The organism is Sphingoaurantiacus capsulatus, assembly GCF_042648405.1.
GTDB lineage: Bacteria > Pseudomonadota > Alphaproteobacteria > Sphingomonadales > Sphingomonadaceae > Sphingoaurantiacus > Sphingoaurantiacus capsulatus.
In genome coordinates, this window is the sequence record NZ_JBHRXV010000003.1 from 272,128 (window position 1) to 287,646 (window position 15,519).

At 67.1% G+C, this 15,519-nt stretch carries 14 protein-coding genes; 6 read left to right on the forward strand and 8 right to left on the reverse strand.

Annotation, left to right across the window (positions count from 1 at the left end; genetic code table 11):
* Nucleotides 1–49: 49 nt before the first annotated feature.
* Nucleotides 50–898, reverse strand: coding sequence for a pantoate--beta-alanine ligase (gene panC / locus ACFOMD_RS04700; RefSeq protein ID WP_380857885.1), 849 nt, complete (start codon nt 896–898; stop codon nt 50–52).
* Between the two features lie 90 nt (nt 899–988).
* Between panC and ACFOMD_RS04705 the strand changes: the two genes are divergently transcribed.
* The 5 genes from ACFOMD_RS04705 to clpS all read left to right on the forward strand — a co-directional run bounded on the left by ACFOMD_RS04705 (nt 989) and on the right by clpS (nt 4,605).
* Nucleotides 989–1,786 carry a division plane positioning ATPase MipZ gene (locus tag ACFOMD_RS04705; protein ID WP_380857591.1) on the forward strand — a complete coding sequence of 266 codons (798 nt, stop codon included), beginning with the start codon at nt 989–991 and terminating at the stop codon, nt 1,784–1,786.
* Nucleotides 1,783–2,064 carry a DnaJ domain-containing protein gene (locus ACFOMD_RS04710; protein WP_380857594.1) on the forward strand — a complete coding sequence of 94 codons (282 nt, stop codon included), beginning with the start codon at nt 1,783–1,785 and terminating at the stop codon, nt 2,062–2,064. Before ACFOMD_RS04705 ends, ACFOMD_RS04710 begins: the two co-directional genes overlap by 4 nt.
* 24 nt (nt 2,065–2,088) lie before the next feature.
* The gene (gene pgmG / locus ACFOMD_RS04715; protein WP_380857597.1) at nt 2,089–3,468 is read left to right on the forward strand and encodes a phosphoglucomutase/phosphomannomutase PgmG; all 1,380 of its coding nucleotides are present in this window, start codon (nt 2,089–2,091) and stop codon (nt 3,466–3,468) included.
* Nucleotides 3,469–3,611: 143 nt separating this feature from the next.
* Nucleotides 3,612–4,097 carry a phasin family protein gene (locus ACFOMD_RS04720; RefSeq protein WP_380857600.1) on the forward strand — a complete coding sequence of 162 codons (486 nt, stop codon included), beginning with the start codon at nt 3,612–3,614 and terminating at the stop codon, nt 4,095–4,097.
* 181 nt (nt 4,098–4,278) lie between these two features.
* Entirely contained in the window at nt 4,279–4,605 is a 327-nt protein-coding gene (gene clpS / locus ACFOMD_RS04725) for an ATP-dependent Clp protease adapter ClpS (protein WP_380857888.1), read from the forward strand.
* A gap of 18 nt (nt 4,606–4,623) precedes the next feature.
* Here clpS and cysN read toward each other — a convergent pair whose 3' ends face one another.
* The 4 genes from cysN to mce all read right to left on the reverse strand — a co-directional run bounded on the left by cysN (nt 4,624) and on the right by mce (nt 10,022).
* Nucleotides 4,624–6,531 (reverse strand): sulfate adenylyltransferase subunit CysN, encoded by a 1,908-nt coding sequence (cysN, locus tag ACFOMD_RS04730; protein ID WP_380857603.1) that lies wholly within the window; start codon nt 6,529–6,531, stop codon nt 4,624–4,626.
* Nucleotides 6,531–7,445, reverse strand: a complete 915-nt coding sequence (cysD, locus tag ACFOMD_RS04735) for a sulfate adenylyltransferase subunit CysD (RefSeq protein ID WP_380857606.1) — start codon at nt 7,443–7,445, stop codon at nt 6,531–6,533. Before cysD ends, cysN begins: the two co-directional genes overlap by 1 nt.
* Before the next feature lie 77 nt (nt 7,446–7,522).
* On the reverse strand, nt 7,523–9,556 hold the full coding sequence (locus tag ACFOMD_RS04740) for a transglycosylase domain-containing protein (RefSeq protein ID WP_380857609.1): 2,034 nt from the start codon (nt 9,554–9,556) through the stop codon (nt 7,523–7,525).
* Nucleotides 9,557–9,602: 46 nt separating this feature from the next.
* Entirely contained in the window at nt 9,603–10,022 is a 420-nt protein-coding gene (mce, locus tag ACFOMD_RS04745) for a methylmalonyl-CoA epimerase (protein WP_380857891.1), read from the reverse strand.
* Between the two features lie 246 nt (nt 10,023–10,268).
* On the opposite strand from mce, the gene ACFOMD_RS04750 reads away from it, so the two are divergent.
* Complete coding sequence (locus tag ACFOMD_RS04750; RefSeq protein ID WP_380857612.1) at nt 10,269–10,526, forward strand: SWIB/MDM2 domain-containing protein; 258 nt, start codon at nt 10,269–10,271, stop codon at nt 10,524–10,526.
* A gap of 92 nt (nt 10,527–10,618) precedes the next feature.
* On the opposite strand, the gene ACFOMD_RS04755 is transcribed toward ACFOMD_RS04750, so the two are convergent.
* From ACFOMD_RS04755 to ACFOMD_RS04765, 3 genes are all read right to left on the reverse strand, one after another.
* On the reverse strand, nt 10,619–11,629 hold the full coding sequence (locus ACFOMD_RS04755) for a DUF4402 domain-containing protein (RefSeq protein WP_380857615.1): 1,011 nt from the start codon (nt 11,627–11,629) through the stop codon (nt 10,619–10,621).
* Nucleotides 11,630–11,726: 97 nt separating this feature from the next.
* Nucleotides 11,727–14,465 (reverse strand): hypothetical protein, encoded by a 2,739-nt coding sequence (locus ACFOMD_RS04760; RefSeq protein WP_380857618.1) that lies wholly within the window; start codon nt 14,463–14,465, stop codon nt 11,727–11,729.
* Nucleotides 14,462–15,397 (reverse strand): hypothetical protein, encoded by a 936-nt coding sequence (locus tag ACFOMD_RS04765; protein WP_380857621.1) that lies wholly within the window; start codon nt 15,395–15,397, stop codon nt 14,462–14,464. Before ACFOMD_RS04765 ends, ACFOMD_RS04760 begins: the two co-directional genes overlap by 4 nt.
* Nucleotides 15,398–15,519: the final 122 nt, after the last annotated feature.

Consider the following 15,519-nt stretch of genomic DNA (forward strand, 5'->3'; position numbering starts at 1 on the left):
GGCCTTCGTGACTCTGAACGGCCGCTGAGGAGCAGTTTTTAGGTTAACGTCATAAAGATAGGTTAACGGCGATATTATCGATCAGCCGCGTAGCGCCCATCCGCGCCGCCGCCAGCAGTCGCGCTGGCCGATCGAGTTTTTCAATGATTTCCAGCGTATTGGCATCGCGCAACTCGACATAATCGACCGCCCCGAAACCCGCCGCAAGCAGCCGCTGGACGGTGCCTGCTAGTGTAGATTCCACATCGCCTCCGCCGACGATTTCCGCTGCTGCTGCCGCCATCGCACGCGGCAACTCGACCGCGCGGGCACGTTCGTCGGCGGAGAGATAGGCGTTGCGCGACGACAGCGCGAGGCCGTCGCTTTCACGGATGGTGGGATGGCCGACGATCTCGGTCGGGATGTCGAGGTCGCGGGCGAGGCGGCGGATGGTAAGGAGCTGCTGGTAATCCTTCTCGCCGAAGATCGCGACGTCGGCCTGCGCCTGATTGAGCAGCTTGCTCACCACCGTGGCGACGCCGTCGAAATGACCGGGCCGCGCGGCGCCATCGAGATCGTCGGTGACACCCGACACGCTGACGTTGGTGGCAAAACCCGCCGGATACATCTCGGCGACACCCGGCGCGAACAGCAAGCTACAGCCCTGTCCATCGAGCGCTTGGGCATCGGCGGCTTCCTGCCGCGGATAGCGATCGAGGTCCTCCGCCGGGCCGAACTGTTTGGGATTGACGAAGATCGTCGCGATCACCCGGTCGGCACGGCGCAGCCCTTCGGCGACCAGCGCCAGATGCCCGGCATGCAGCGCGCCCATCGTCGGCACGAGCGCCACGTTCAGTCCGTCGCGGCGCCAGCCGGCAACGGTGGCGCGCAGCTCGGCGACGGTACGGACGATCGGCATCTTCATGGCGGTCGGGCTCTCGATTGACAGGGTGCCTCCCCTGTCGGAAACACGGCCGCGCAAATCAAGCGTTTCGAGTATCGGGGGGTTATGGCCGCGCATTTGATCGTTCTCGGCAACGAGAAGGGCGGGACGGGCAAGTCGACGACGGCGGTGCATGTCGCCGTGGCGCTGGCGCATGCCGGCTTCAAGGTCGGCGCGCTCGACCTCGACGGCCGCCAGCGCACCTTCGCCCGCTATATCGAGAACCGCAGCGCTTTCGCCGCCAAGCGCGGCCTCGAGCTGCCGACGCCCGAGACGGTGGTGATCACCGACGAGACCCCCGATCTCGACCGCGAACGGCTGATCGCGCAGGTCGGCGCCTTCGCGCGCAGCAAGGACGCGATCGTCATCGACACGCCGGGCCGCGACAGCGTGTTGGGGCGCACCGCGATGGGCATCGCCGACACGCTCGTAACGCCCTTGAACGACAGTTTCGTCGACTTCGACCTGATCGGGCAGGTCGATCCCGATACCTACAAAGTGAAGCGCCCGAGCTTTTACGCCGAGCTGGTGTGGGACGCGCGCAAGGCGCGGGCGAAGGTCGATGGCGGCTCGGTCGACTGGGTGGTGCTGCGCAACCGCCTGTCGTCGCTGGAGGCGCGCAACCGGAAGCGCGTCGGCGGCGCGCTCGACGAGCTGTCGAAGCGCATCGGCTTCCGCGTCGTGCCGGGCCTGTCCGAGCGCGTGATCTACCGCGAGCTGTTCCCCAAGGGCCTGACCCTGCTTGACACCGCCGTCATCGACGAGGTGAGCATGAGCCATGTCGCGGCGCGTGCCGAGCTGCGCGAACTGATCGGCAGCCTCAACCTGCCGATGTGGGACGCCGCGGCACAGGCATCGGCATGATCAAGTTCCTGATCCTCATCGGCCTCGCCGTCGTCGCCTATCTCTATTTCACCGGTCAGCTGACGAAGAGCCGCGGCACGATGAGCCTTGGCGAGGCGCGTGCCGTTCTCGGCGTCGATGCCGATGCCGATGTCGACGCCGTGCGCGCCGCCCACCGCCGCATCGTGGCACAGGTCCACCCCGACAAGGGCGGCACCGCCGAGCTGACCGCCCGCGTCAACGCGGCGCGCGACATTCTGCTGAAAGCATTGAACCGCAACGATGGCGACGCGTCTTAACCTCGCCACCCTCAGGAGCCTTTCATGACCCATGCGTTCCACCCGACGACGCTTCGCGAATATGACATCCGCGGCGTGATCGGATCGACGCTGGGCGAGGCCGACGCGCGCGCCATCGGCCGCGGCTTCGGCACGCGGGTGCGCCGCGCCGGCGGCAATCGCGTTTCGGTCGGTTATGACGGCCGCCTGTCGTCGCCAGCGATGGAGGCGGCGCTTGTCGAAGGTCTGCGCGCTTCGGGCTGCGACGTGGTGCGCATCGGCCTCGGGCCGACGCCGATGCTCTATTATTCGGTGTACGCGCTGAAGTGCGACGGCGGCATCATGATCACCGGCAGCCATAACCCGCCCGATTACAACGGCTTCAAGATGATGCTCGGTTCGGCGCCCTTCTACGGCGACGATATCCGCAACATCGGCGAGCTGGCGGCGGCGGGCGACTGGGAAGACGGCGCCGGCGGTGTCGAGAGCGTCGATATCAAGGAACAGTATGTCGACCGGCTGCTGCAGAATTTCGACGGCCAGGCCTTCAACATCGCCTGGGACGCCGGCAACGGTGCGGCGGGCGAGATCCTCGAAATGCTGGTCGCCAAGCTGCCCGGCAAGCATCACCTTCTCTACACCGAGATCGACGGCACTTTCCCCAACCATCACCCCGATCCGACCGTCGAGGCCAATCTCGTCGATCTGAAGAAGGTCGTCGCCGACCATCAGCTCGACTTCGGCATCGCCTTCGACGGCGACGGCGACCGCATCGGGGCGATCGACGGCAAGGGCCGCGTCGTCTGGGGCGACCAGTTGCTGATGGTGCTGTCGGAGGCGGTGCTCGCCGCAGTGCCGGGCGGCACGATCATCGCCGACGTGAAGGCCAGCCAGGCGCTGTTCGACCATGTCGCGGCGCGCGGTGGCAAGCCGCTGATGTGGAAGACCGGCCACTCGCTGATCAAGGCGAAGATGAGGGAGGTCGACTCTCCGCTCGCCGGCGAGATGAGCGGCCACATCTTCTTCGCACATGATTATTATGGCTTCGACGACGCGCTCTACGCCGCCGTGCGCCTGATCCGCGCCGTCTCGCAACTCGGCGGCTCGCTGACCCGCCTGCGCGACGCGATGCCCGAACTGGTCAACACGCCGGAGATGCGCTTCCAATGTTCGGAGGAGCGCAAGTTCGAGGTGGTGAAGGAGGTGCTCGCCCGCCTGAAGGCCGCCGGTGCGCAGATCGACGAGACCGATGGCGCGCGCGTCAACACCCCCGACGGCTGGTGGCTGCTTCGCGCCTCCAACACGCAGGACGTACTGGTCGCCCGCGCCGAGGCGAACAACGAGCCGGCGCTGAAGCGACTGATGGCGGAAATCAACGCGCAGCTTGAGGCGTCGGGCGTCGCGCCAGTGGAAGTCGACCACTAAATCATTGATTTATCTCGCATCACACAATTTATTGTGCAGTGCACAAAAATGCATTGAAACGGAAACAATCCGGGCTTATGTTGCACCGCAGCATAGCCGTCGAAATATGCGGCTGACCTGAAACGATCTGGAAGGATAGTATCATGGCTACCGCCACCAAGACCGAGAAGACCGCCGAGACGATCAAGGCGACCGCGCAGACCGCGATCGACCAGGGCAAGGCTGCTTTCGAGCAGGCCTCGACCCGCACCCGCGAGGCGATGGACCGCGGCGTGAAGTCGCTCGAGGAGATCAACGAATTCAACCGCGGCAACGTCGAAGCGCTCGTGCAGTCGGGCAAGGCCGCCGCGCAGGGCTTCGAAAAGCTGGCGCAGGGCGCCGTCGCGTTCTCGAAGAAGAACCTTGAGGAAGGCACCGCCGTCGTCCGCACGCTGACCGCCGCGAAGACCCCGAACGAGTTCTTCGCCGCCTCGAACGAGTATGCGAAGTCCTACTTCGACAGCCTCGTCGCCGAGATGTCGCGCGTCACCGAGACCTCGATGAAGGTCATGGGCGAAGTGTTCGAGCCGATCTCGAACCGCGCTGCTCTCGCCGCCGACAAGATCAAGACCGCGGCCGTCGCGCGCTAAGCGCTGACAGCTCAGTCTGACCGGAAGGGCGGGCGCCGCAAGGCCCCGCCCTTCTTCGTTTCGCGCCCGTGACCGCGCAACCTCTTGTCCCCGGGCGGCGGCGTGCCATATCATGGACGTTCCCAGAGCAAGCGTGAGCGAATTACCGGCGATGATCGATCCACGGCTGTATCCGATCACGATGGCGCGTCCCGACGACGCGGACGTCGGCGACGGCCAGACCGGCGTCGCCACCAAGACGGCGCCAAAGACCAAGCGCCCGTCGCTCTACAAGGTGCTGATGCTCAACGACGACTACACGCCGATGGAGTTCGTCGTCCTCTGCCTGCAGCGCTTCTTCCGCATGGATATGGAGGACGCGACGCGGGTGATGCTGCACGTCCACCAGAAGGGCGTCGGCGTCTGCGGCGTGTTCACCTACGAGGTCGCCGAGACCAAGGTGAACCAGGTGCTCGACTTCGCGCGTGAGCACCAGCATCCGCTGCAATGCACGCTGGAAAAGGCCTGAGCCTTCTACCGCCGGCGATCAGATCGCCACTTCGTTGAAATCCTCGAACAGCCGGTCGACGATCAGCTCGGCCGCCTCCACCGGTGACAGCCGCGTCGTGTCGATGCGGATTTCCGGTGCCTCGGGCGCCTCATAGGGCGAATCGATGCCGGTGAAGTTCTTCAGTTCGCCCGACCGCGCCTTCTTGTAGAGCCCCTTCACGTCGCGCTTCTCGGCATCGGCCAGCGGCGTATCGACGAACACCTCAATGAACTCGCCCGCGCCCATCAGGTCGCGCGCCAGCTGACGTTCCGCACGGAACGGCGAGATGAAGCTGGTGATGACGATAAGCCCGGCGTCAAGCATCAGCTTCGCCACCTCGGCGACGCGACGGATATTCTCGACGCGGTCGGCGTCGGTAAAGCCGAGGTCGCGGTTGAGGCCGTGGCGGACATTGTCGCCGTCGAGCGTGTAGGTGCGCCGGCCGAGCGCGTGCAGCCGTTTCTCGACGAGGTTGGCGATCGTCGACTTGCCGGCGCCCGACAGACCGGTGAACCACAGCACCGCCGGCCGCTGGCCGTTCATCGCGGCGCGCGCCGCCTTCGACACGTCGAGCGCCTGCCAGTGGATGTTGTGCGCGCGGCGCAGCGCGAAGTGGATGAGGCCGGCGCCGACGGTGGCGTTGGTCATCCGGTCGATGAGGATGAAGCCGCCGGTGTCGCGGTTCGCCTCATAGGGGTCGAAGGCGACCGGCTGGTCGACCTGCACATTGCAGGTGCCGATGGCGTTGAGGCCGAGCGTCTTCGCCGAGGCCTTCTCCAGCGTGTTGACGTTCACCTGGTGCTTGATCTCGGTCACCGTCGCCGTGACCGTCCGCGCGCCGATCTTCAGCCAATAGGGCCGGCCGGCGAGCAGCGGTTCGTCCGCCATCCAGATCAGCGTCGTCTCGAACTGGTCCGCGACCTCGGCCGGCGCGTCGGCACTGACGATCATGTCGCCCCGCGACACGTCCACTTCGCGATCAAGGGTCAGCGTCACCGACTGGCCCGTCACCGCTTCGGCCAGATCGCTGTCCTGCGTGACGATCCGCGCGATCACCGCTTCGCGGCCCGACGGCAGGATACGCACCCGGTCGCCCGGCCGCACCGCGCCGCCGGCGACCAGGCCGGCATAGCCGCGAAAATCGAGGTTGGGCCGGTTCACCCATTGTACCGGGAAGCGCAGTGGCGCGTCGCCGGCCGCCTCGGCCACCTCGACGGTTTCCAGATGCGCCATCAGCGACGGGCCGCCATACCAGGGTGTGTTCGGCGACGGCGCGGTGATGTTGTCGCCCTTGAAACCCGAAATCGGGATCGCGACCGGATCGGGCAGGCCGATCTCGGCGGCGAACGCGCGATACTCCGCGACGATGGCGTCGAAGACCGCCTGATCGTAGCCGACCAGGTCCATCTTGTTCACCGCCAGCACGATTTGGCGGATGCCGAGCAGCCCGACGAGATAGGAATGCCGCCGCGTCTGCGTCAGCACGCCCTTGCGCGCATCGACGAGGATAACGGCGAGGTCGGCGGTCGAGGCGCCGGTGACCATGTTGCGCGTATACTGCTCATGCCCCGGCGTATCGGCGACGATGAACTTGCGCCGGTCGGTCGAGAAGAAGCGGTAGGCGACGTCGATGGTGATGCCCTGCTCGCGCTCGGCGGCGAGGCCGTCGACGAGCAGCGCGAAGTCGATCTCCTGCCCCTGCGTGCCGTGGCGCTTCGAATCCGCCGCCAGCGCCGCGAGCTGATCCTCGAAGATCATCTTCGAATCGTAGAGCAGCCGGCCGATCAGGGTCGACTTGCCGTCGTCGACCGAGCCGCAGGTGATGAAACGCAGCAGCGACTTGTGCCGGTGCTGGTCGAGATAGGCGTCGATGTCCTCGGCGATGAGGTCGGAGATATGAGCCATCAGAAATAGCCCTCCGCCTTCTTCTTCTCCATCGACGCGGCCTGATCGTGATCGATCGCCCGCCCCTGCCGCTCCGAGGTGGTGGTCAGCAGCATTTCCTGGATGATCTCCGGCAAGGTGGCCGCCTCGCTCTCGACCGCGCCGGTCAGCGGGTAGCAGCCGAGCGTGCGGAAGCGCACCGTCCGCGTCTCCGGCGTCTCGCCATCGCGCAGCGGCAGCCGCGCGTCGTCGACCATGATCAGCAGGCCGCCCCGCTCCACCACCGGTCGCGGCGCCGCGAAATAGAGCGGCACGATCGGGATGTTTTCGAGGTGGATGTACTGCCAGACGTCGAGCTCGGTCCAGTTGGAGATCGGGAACACCCGGATGCTCTCGCCCGGCCGCTTCTTCGCATTGTAGAGCCGCCACAGCTCGGGCCGCTGGTTCTTCGGGTCCCAGCGATGGCTGTCCGAGCGGAAGGAGAACACCCGCTCCTTGGCGCGGCTCTTCTCCTCGTCGCGCCGCGCGCCGCCGAAGGCCGCGTCGAAGCCGTACTTGTCGAGCGCCTGCCGCAGCCCCTCGGTCTTCCACAGATCGGTGTGCAGCGAGCCATGGTCGAACGGGTTGATGCCGCGCGCCTCGGCCTCCGGGTTGCGATGGACCAGCAGCTCCATCCCCGCCGCCGCCGCGCTGCTCTCGCGCATCGCGTACATGTCGCGGAATTTCCACGTCGTATCGACGTGCAGCAGCGGGAACGGCGGCGGCGCGGGGAAGAAGGCCTTCCGCGCCAGATGCAGCATCACGGCTGAATCCTTGCCGATCGAATAGAGCATCACCGGCTTGGTCGCCTCGGCGGCGACCTCCCGCATGATGTGGATCGCCTCGGCTTCGAGGCGCTGGAGATGCGTTAGGCGGTGGCCGGCTGCCGCGGTCATGGCAATGTTCATAGCCCGGCCCGTGTCGGAGCGCGACCGCCTGTCCTCAACGGAGATTTTCTTGCCCGCGGCAAACCTTATTGCTGCGGCTCGCGGGTGGCTTCCTCGGCCGCCTGCGCCGCAGCCTGAATCTGCTCGCGCGCCTGTTCGATCGCCGCGGCTGCCTCTTCGCCGCCAACCGCCGCCGCCTGACCGATCAGCTCCTCGAGTGCGGCGGCCGACGCGGCGTTCAGTTCGGCGGTGGTGTCGATCTCGTCGCCCTCTTCTGCCCCATCGTCGTCATTCGACGCCGCGGCGGCGCGGGTACGAAGCTGCGGCAGCGCCTGCATCATGAACTTGCGCCAGGTCTCGGCCGGCAGGCCGCGGCCGGTCACGCCGTTCATCGGCGAATTGTCGTCGTTGCCGAACCAGACGCCCACAATGAGATCGCCCGCGAATCCAACGAACAGCGCGTCGCGGAAATTCTGCGTGGTGCCGGTCTTGCCATAGGCATCGACGCCGGGAAGCCGTGCCGAATTGCCGGTACCGCGCGCCACCGCGACCTCGAGCAGCTTCTTCATGTCCGCTGCCTCGGGGAAGCCGCGCGTCGCCCGCGCCGCACCGCTCACCCGCTCGCGCCAGCCCGGCTGGCGATCAGCGAGACCGATCGGCGTGATCGGATAGCGCTCGGCAGCGACGGCGGCATAGGCCGAGGTCAGTTCGAGCAAGGTCATCCGCGAGGTGCCGAGCGACAGCGCCGGCCACGGGTTGAGGTAGGATTTGACGCCGAGGTCGCGGGCGACGCGGATCACCTCGCGCGTGCCGACATCCTGGGTGATGCGCGCGGCCGCAACGTTGCTGGAGGCGGCGACCGCCCGATAGAGGGTGATGCCCGGCCCGCGATACTTGCCCTCGTCGTTGCGCGGCTTCCAGCCGTCGATCTCGACCGGCGTGTCGTCGACCGTCGAATTGGGGTCGTAGCCGTTCCGCAGCGCCGCCAGATAGACGAACAGCTTGAACGACGAGCCCGGCTGGCGCTTCGCCTGCGCGGCGCGGTTGTACTGATTGTCCTTGTAGCTGCGCCCGCCGACCATCGCGACGACGCGGCCGTCGGGGCGCATCGCGATCAGCGCGCCCTGATTGGCGTGCAGCCAGGTGCCCGGGCCGTCGGTCGCCTCGCGAACCACCTTCTCGGCGATCGCCTGGAGTTCGGGGTCGAGCGTGGTGCGGACGCGCACCTCGCCATAGTGCCTGCCATCCATCTCCTCGCGCGCCTGCCCCATCACCCAGTCGGCGAAATAGGAGCCGGTGGGGAGCTGCGGGCGGCCACGGGTGAAGGTCGCGGGGCGGGTGCGGTCGGCCTGCGCCTGCGTCAGCGTGCCGGCATCGACCATCGTCTGGAGAACGACTTCCGACCGGTCCTGTGCGCGCTTCAGGTGCCGGCTGGGCGCCAGCGCCGAGGGCGCCTTGATGATGCCGGCGAGCATCGCCGACTGGGCCAAGGTCAGGCTTTCAGGCTCGCGGTCGAAATAGGTGCGCGCGGCGGCGCGCAGCCCATAGGCGCCCTCGCCGAAATAGACGCTGGAAAGATAGCGCGACAGGATCTCGTCCTTGGTCAGCCAGGTTTCCAGCCACAGCGCGATGATCACTTCCTGCGCCTTGCGGCGGTAGCTGCGCTCGTGGGTCAGGAAAGAGGTTTTGGCGAGCTGCTGGGTGACTGTGGAGCCGCCCTGTACCACCTCGCCCGCCTGCATGTTGGCGAGGAAGGCGCGGCTGAGGCCGCGAATGTCGATGCCGATATGATCGTAGAAGCGCCGGTCCTCGGTCGACAGCACCGCATCGATAACGTGCGGCGGCAGCTTCGCGATATCGACCGGCTCTTCCTTGAAATCGCCGCGCCGCGCGAACGGCGTGCCTTCGTCGTCGAGCAGCACCAGCGCCGGCTGGTCGAGCGGTTCGAGCGCGCGCCCCAGCGGCGCGGTCCACGCCAGCCAGGCGACCATCAGCACGAACAGCGCGAACAGGCCAGCGAAGATGCGCTTCCACGGCAAGCGGCGCTTGGCCGGCGGCTGGCCCTGCGGGTCGATGCCCTCGAGCTCTGGATCGTCGGCGACGGGGGACGAAAACGACATGGGCGTCCTCAATACAGGCCCGCGATGCGCGCCGCCAGCGGCCGTATCAGTGCGCCGCCTTGGGCGTTTCCATCAACTCGACGAGCACGCCACCCATGTTCTTCGGATGGACGAAGATCACCGGGGTGCCGTGCGCGCCGATGCGCGGCTCGCCGAGCACGGTGGCGCCCTTCTCCTTCATGTCGGCGGCGGCGACATGGATGTCGGCGACCTCGAAGCACACATGATGCTGGCCGCCGGAAGGGTTCTTTTCGAGGAACTTGTGGATCGGCGAGGCTTCGCCCAGCGGCTCGATCAACTCGATCTGGCTGTTCGGCAGGTCGACGAAGCAGACGCGCACGCCCTGCGGCGGCAGGTCGAAGGCATCGTGGATCTTGGTTGCGCCAAGCAGGTCGCGATACGTCTTCACCGACTCCTCGATCGAGGGCGTGGCAACGCCAACGTGATTCAGGCGGCCGATCATCAGGCGATTCCCCCGGACTGTTCGTCGTGACGGATGCGCTATGCCGGGGCGGAAAGGTGCATGCAACGGGCGTTTTGGCGCGCTTTCCGGCCCCTTAATCATGAAAAACGCACAAGGAGGGGGCTACCCCTCCACAGGGGGATTGCTAAGTCGCCGCCTTCGCGCCTACGAAAAGGGAAGCCCCGCTGCGATTTGCCGAGCAAACGGCACCCGCAGAGCAGGCTTAGAACTTCGGAGTGGGAGGACTGAATGGCCGAAAAGAAACCCAACGCGCTTCAGACCAAGCTGACCCCGTCGGCCGAGCTCGGCGCCGTCGTCGGCACCGGGCCGATCGCCCGTGGCGAGTGCGTCAGCAAGATGTGGGAATACATCAAGAAGAACGACCTCCAGAACCCCGCCAACAAGCGCGAGATTCTGGCTGATGCCAAGCTGAAGCCGATCTTCGGCGGCAAGGACAAGGTGTCGATGTTCGAGATGAACAAGCACCTGGCCGGCCACCTCAAGTAGGATTTGGCCGCGCGCTGCCGCCAAGGCAGCGACGCCAACGAGAAAGCCCGGCTTCACCGCCGGGCTTTTTCATTTTGAGGAGGAGCGCCGCCTCAATTGTAGTTGAAGGTGATGTTGATCGTGCCGTTGTATTGGCCGGTCGTCGTCGTCGTGGTCAGCGGGATCGAGCCGCCGATGCCGAAGGTGCCCGTTCCGGCTGCCCCCGCTGCCCCGCTGAGCGTCAGATTACCGGTCGGACTGCGCGTCCAGGTCAGCGCCAGCGTCTGCGAGCCCCCCACGCGGGTCAGCGTCACCGGGTTGGCCGGCGACACCGAAATGCCGATCACCCGCCCGCCCTCGCCATCGACGGTGAACTGAGCGCGCGAGGCGGCCGTGCCGATCAGCACCGCGTCGCCTGCCGATTTGGTGCGCGCGCCAGTGGTCGCGTTGACGAGGATATTGCCGCCCGTCGCGGTGGGTTTGAGGATCGAGCCGAAATTGAGGTCGCTGACCTTGGTGATCTTGAGCGACCGGTAGACGGTCATCGTCGCATTGGAGTCGGTTCCCGGCGTTGCGGGTGGCGCCGGCGCGACCGAAACGCGGACGTTGATCTGCGACGTTGCTGCCCCCGACGCCGCCGCCGACTCATCGCCTTCGACCGGCAGGTCACCGCCGACGAAGAAGGTCTTGTTGACGTTGCGGCCGATCGGCTGAAGCTGGAAGCTGATCGGGCTGCCGGCAGCGGGGGCGGAGACCAGGGTCGCGGTGCCCGATGCGACGGTGAAATTGACCATCGGGTCGGCGCGCAACGTCGAGGTGCCGGTGTTGCCGACCCGCACATTGACCGTCGCGCCATCGCATTGCGCCACGGTACCGGTGCACCGCACCGTGACGGTGAAGCGCACCGGGGTCGTCGTGGTGATCCGCGCGCCGCCGCCGGTCTTGGTCACCGCGCCTGTGCTGGGGTTGATGGTGAAGGTGGTGAGGCCGCTGGTCGCCGCCGCGACATTGCCGAGCGCGAGAGCGGTGATCGACTGGATGGCGATGGTCTGTGCGGCCGCCGGGGTCGCACCGGCATAGAGCATGAGCCCGACCAGCCAGAGCAGGTACCGCAAACGCCTCATCGCCGGCACTTTCCATTGCGGCGCCGCCACGCCTGAACCTCGTGAGAATAGATACGACGAACGAGGCCGCGAAGTTGCCTTCTATTTTTACGGTCGGTCATTGCGCGGGCTTCTCGGCGCGCGCGAACTCGACGGTGGCGAGAACGTCGGGGACGAAGCCGCCGTCGGGCGGCACCGCGAAGGCGATCTTGCCCGTCAAGGTCATGCCGAGCCGCGACGCCTGCGCGGTATCCAGCTCGAACGTGTAGCGGCCGGTGGGCAGTCGCTCGAACACGACGCTGCCGTCGAATTCGGTGGTTGCCTCGGTCACCTTGCCGTCCTCGCGCACCGCGCGGACCTTCACCGACGAAAGACCGGTGAGGCGCCCGCCGCCGTCACGGAAGCGCACCCGCGCCAGCACCTCGCCGACCGGCTTCAGCGGGTAGAGAATCTCCGAGACGACGCCGGCGCGCGGCGTGAATTCGATCGTCGACGGCGGCGAGGCGACATAGGGGTTGTCGATATTGTCGAGATTGACCTCCAGCCGCGCCGTCGACGCATAGCCGAGGCCGGTGACGAGCGTCGTGCCGCTCTCGCCCGTCACGGCTTCCTCGCCACCGCCGGTCAGCGCTACGCCGGCCACAGGCTCGTCGATCTTGGGGTCGAAGCGGTCGTCGCCGTCGCGGTCGATGAAGGCGCGCAACGCCGCGTTGCCGCCGATGCCGGGGCCGGGGCGGGTCATCCGGTAGCGGCCGGCAAACGGGTCGTGGACGAGGCCGAAGGCGAGCTGGACACCCACCCGCCATTCGTCGCGCGGCGTCACATAGTCGCCGGCAAAGGACAGGTCGGCGAACGGCAGCCGCAGGATCGCGCTCGCCTGGAACGAGGTATCGCTGCTGCCGCCGAACGAGTGGCCGACGCCGAAGCGCAGCGCCAGCTTCTCCGAAATGTTGCGGTCGGCGGTGATCGAGGCGGAAGTGACCTTCAGGTCGGGCACCAGATCATAGTCGACGGTGCCGCGCAGCTGCCAGGGCAGCCCATAGCTCGATGCCGCGAAGTTGCCGACCCAGCGCTCGATCGTCGGCGCGCCGCCCGGCAGGGTGGTGCGATCGAAGTCGACACCCGCCGATAGCAGCATCACCTTGGTGGTGGTCGACGTGCGGAAGCCGCCGATCAGCGCCACCCGCCCGTCGGCGAATTCGTCACGCTGGGCGCGGAGCGAAAAGGGGAAGGTCAGGCCGAGGGTCGGGCCCACACTGAAGTCGAAGGTCGCCTCGCTGTGGCGGACGAGTTCGCGGCCGTCGCCACCCGTCGGTAGCGATTCGTCGATGAACCCGCCGCCATATTCGACGTGGCGAAGGATCGTCGACACGCCGAGCGGCGTACCGGCAACGCCGAGGCCGGCGGCACGCCCCCCTTCATCGTCATGGGCGGCATCGAGCTGCACCGCATAGCCGAGCAGCGAGGTGCGCAGGCCGAGCGTGCCGAGCTTGCGGTCGCCTCCATCGGTGGCGCTCGGTGCATAAAGCGCCATGCCCCCGACGACAGTCAGCGTCTCGGTAAGGCCGTGCGCAACATTGGCGGTGACGCGCAACGCGCCGACGCCGGGGTTCAAAGACAGGCCGTCGTCACCGCGCAGGTCGACCAGCGGCACGTCCTGCTCGACTGCGCCGACCTCGACGGTCGTCTCGCCCTTGGCCAGCGCGCCGCCGGCGACGTTGATGACGCGCGTCTCCTCCGAACGCTCGCCGCGCGGGCCGTAGGAGACGATGCGGATGACGTTGACGCCGCGCACCAGCGGCACGCTGAGGAACTCGTATCGCCCCTGCACCGGCGTCTGCTGGCCGCCGCGCAGCACATCGTTGATATAGAGTTCGACGTCATAGCCGATCGGCAGCTCGCCGCGCAGGTCAACGCGGTCGAACACACTGGTCTGTTCGAGCGGCGCGCTGGTGATCGCGATGCCGCGGCCGCCGACGCTGCGCGGGCCGAGCGCCAGCGACGGCGTATAGACATCCCCAAAGCCGAAGCGGGAGGCGCGCAGCGGCCCGAGCAGGCCGCGATCACGGTCGCGCCGCTCGAAGGTGAAGCGCGACGCGGTCGGCCGCCCGCGCTCATCGGAGCCGACATAGCCCTGGAAGCCCATGTACAGCAGGTCGGCGCCGGCGCGGATGTCATAGCGGTAGCGAAAGCGCGGCGAGGTCGCCTCAAGGCTGCTTTCGAGTGCGATATCGAAGCCGGGCAGCGACCAGAGGCCGGGCTTGGTTCCCGCCCACAGCAGGTCCTCCTGCACGTCGATGTCGGGCCGCAGCTCGCGCATTCGGCCTGAACGCGCCAGCTTCGCCTGGATCGGCAGCTCCTCAGTGGCGGTCAGCGCGACGACCAGCGCCTCGTGATCGGTGACGATGCGCAGCGGCAGGATCTGCTCGATGAACTTCACGCTGAGGAAGATGTCGGTGAGCGCCACGTCCGCCGCACCCGCTGGCACGGTGAAGTTGCGCCCGTCGACACGCGCGGTACCGGTCGCGAGATCGACGAGGAGCGAGCGCTGGCCATTGCCCAGCCGCCCGACGATCCGCCGTTCGCGCGGCAGCACATCGACATTCAGGTCGAGCAGGCGCGTCAGCTCGCCGATCGGCAGCAGCACGACGCCGTTACGCTCATAGGCCTGGATCGAATCGGAGAGCGTGGCGCGGTCGAGCGTCAGCTCGAACAGCAGCACTTCCTCCTCGGCGAGGTCGACGGCCGCGGCAGGCGGCGGGGGCGCCGGAATCGGATCGGCCGCGGCGAGCTGCTGCTGCGCGCGCGCGGGTACGGCCGCGGCGAGCAGCAAGGCAAGCGCGGCGGCCCGCTTCACGGAACTTTGATAGTCGTCCTCGCCAGCTGTTTGCCGGGCGCAACGTCATCGTCGCGGAACACGACCTCCAGCTCTTCGCCGGGGGCGGGCGCGCGAGTCAACTGAACTTGCAGGGTACGACGGGCAATCTCGGGATAGACGCCGACACCGCGCACGAACCCGAGCGGATTGCCCGAGCCGCGCTCGGCGGCGCCACGAATTTCAACGTTGCCGAAAAGCGAACTGGCACCGACGCGAACCAGATCGAGCGACAGCACCGGCGTGCGTCGCGGCTGCGAATTGCCGTCGGGCGCGATCTGCTCGTAGGTCAGCTTGACGTTCTCGACGCCCGCGCGCACGTCGGCCGGGCCGACGCGCAGGATCAGCGGGATCGACACGCCAAGCACCGAGTTGACCCGAAAGCGCAGCTCGCCTTCGCTCGCCGCCGCGGCTTCCTCGGCGGTGATGCCGGCATCGGCCGGGGGCACGGCGGTTATCGTCAGATGGGTGCGATACTCGCCCTGCGGCACTTCGGCGGGCGCGCCGGCGCGGATGCGGATCGTCTGGCCCTTGCCCGGCAGCAGGCGGGCGCGGCGCGGCGTCGTCAGCATCATTTCGCGCGCCGACTTCAGCTGGTCGGCGACCGGCTTGTATTCAGGATGCTGCTCCAGATCCGACATCGGCACGATCTGCCCATTCGGCAGCATGATGCGGTCGATCAGCTGAATATCGAAGGTGCCAGCATCGGTACCTTGATTGTAGATGTAGACTGACGAGGTGCGGCCGAGACTGTTGAAGACAACACGCTTCGGCGAAATGTTGATGTTGGCGCTGACCGCGAGGTTCGCGGGCACGTCGGGCGTCTGCGCAACCGCACCCGGCGCGGCGAACAGCGCCACACCCGCAAGCAGGCTGCCGGCAATGAGACGGGCGCGATGGCGCGCGAGAGCCATCCGGACGCTACGATCGACGCGCTTCATGCCACCCCCCGGCGGTACCCTCCACCCTGCCTGACGCAGGGCGTACGCAACCTACAGCAGCGCCACCACCCCGGCAAGCGGCGTGGCAAGGCCGA

Coding starts and splice junctions, on each gene's coding strand:
- cysN (WP_380857603.1), bottom strand. CDS start 6,531: ATGGCTCATATCTCCGACCTCATCGCCGAGGACATCGACGCCTATCTC.
- cysD (WP_380857606.1), bottom strand. CDS start 7,445: ATGACCGCGGCAGCCGGCCACCGCCTAACGCATCTCCAGCGCCTCGAA.
- ACFOMD_RS04720 (WP_380857600.1), top strand. CDS start 3,612: ATGGCTACCGCCACCAAGACCGAGAAGACCGCCGAGACGATCAAGGCG.
- ACFOMD_RS04710 (WP_380857594.1), top strand. CDS start 1,783: ATGATCAAGTTCCTGATCCTCATCGGCCTCGCCGTCGTCGCCTATCTC.
- clpS (WP_380857888.1), top strand. CDS start 4,279: ATGGCGCGTCCCGACGACGCGGACGTCGGCGACGGCCAGACCGGCGTC.
- panC (WP_380857885.1), bottom strand. CDS start 898: ATGCCGATCGTCCGTACCGTCGCCGAGCTGCGCGCCACCGTTGCCGGC.
- ACFOMD_RS04755 (WP_380857615.1), bottom strand. CDS start 11,629: ATGAGGCGTTTGCGGTACCTGCTCTGGCTGGTCGGGCTCATGCTCTAT.
- ACFOMD_RS04705 (WP_380857591.1), top strand. CDS start 989: ATGGCCGCGCATTTGATCGTTCTCGGCAACGAGAAGGGCGGGACGGGC.
- ACFOMD_RS04740 (WP_380857609.1), bottom strand. CDS start 9,556: ATGTCGTTTTCGTCCCCCGTCGCCGACGATCCAGAGCTCGAGGGCATC.
- ACFOMD_RS04750 (WP_380857612.1), top strand. CDS start 10,269: ATGGCCGAAAAGAAACCCAACGCGCTTCAGACCAAGCTGACCCCGTCG.
- ACFOMD_RS04765 (WP_380857621.1), bottom strand. CDS start 15,397: ATGGCTCTCGCGCGCCATCGCGCCCGTCTCATTGCCGGCAGCCTGCTT.
- pgmG (WP_380857597.1), top strand. CDS start 2,089: ATGACCCATGCGTTCCACCCGACGACGCTTCGCGAATATGACATCCGC.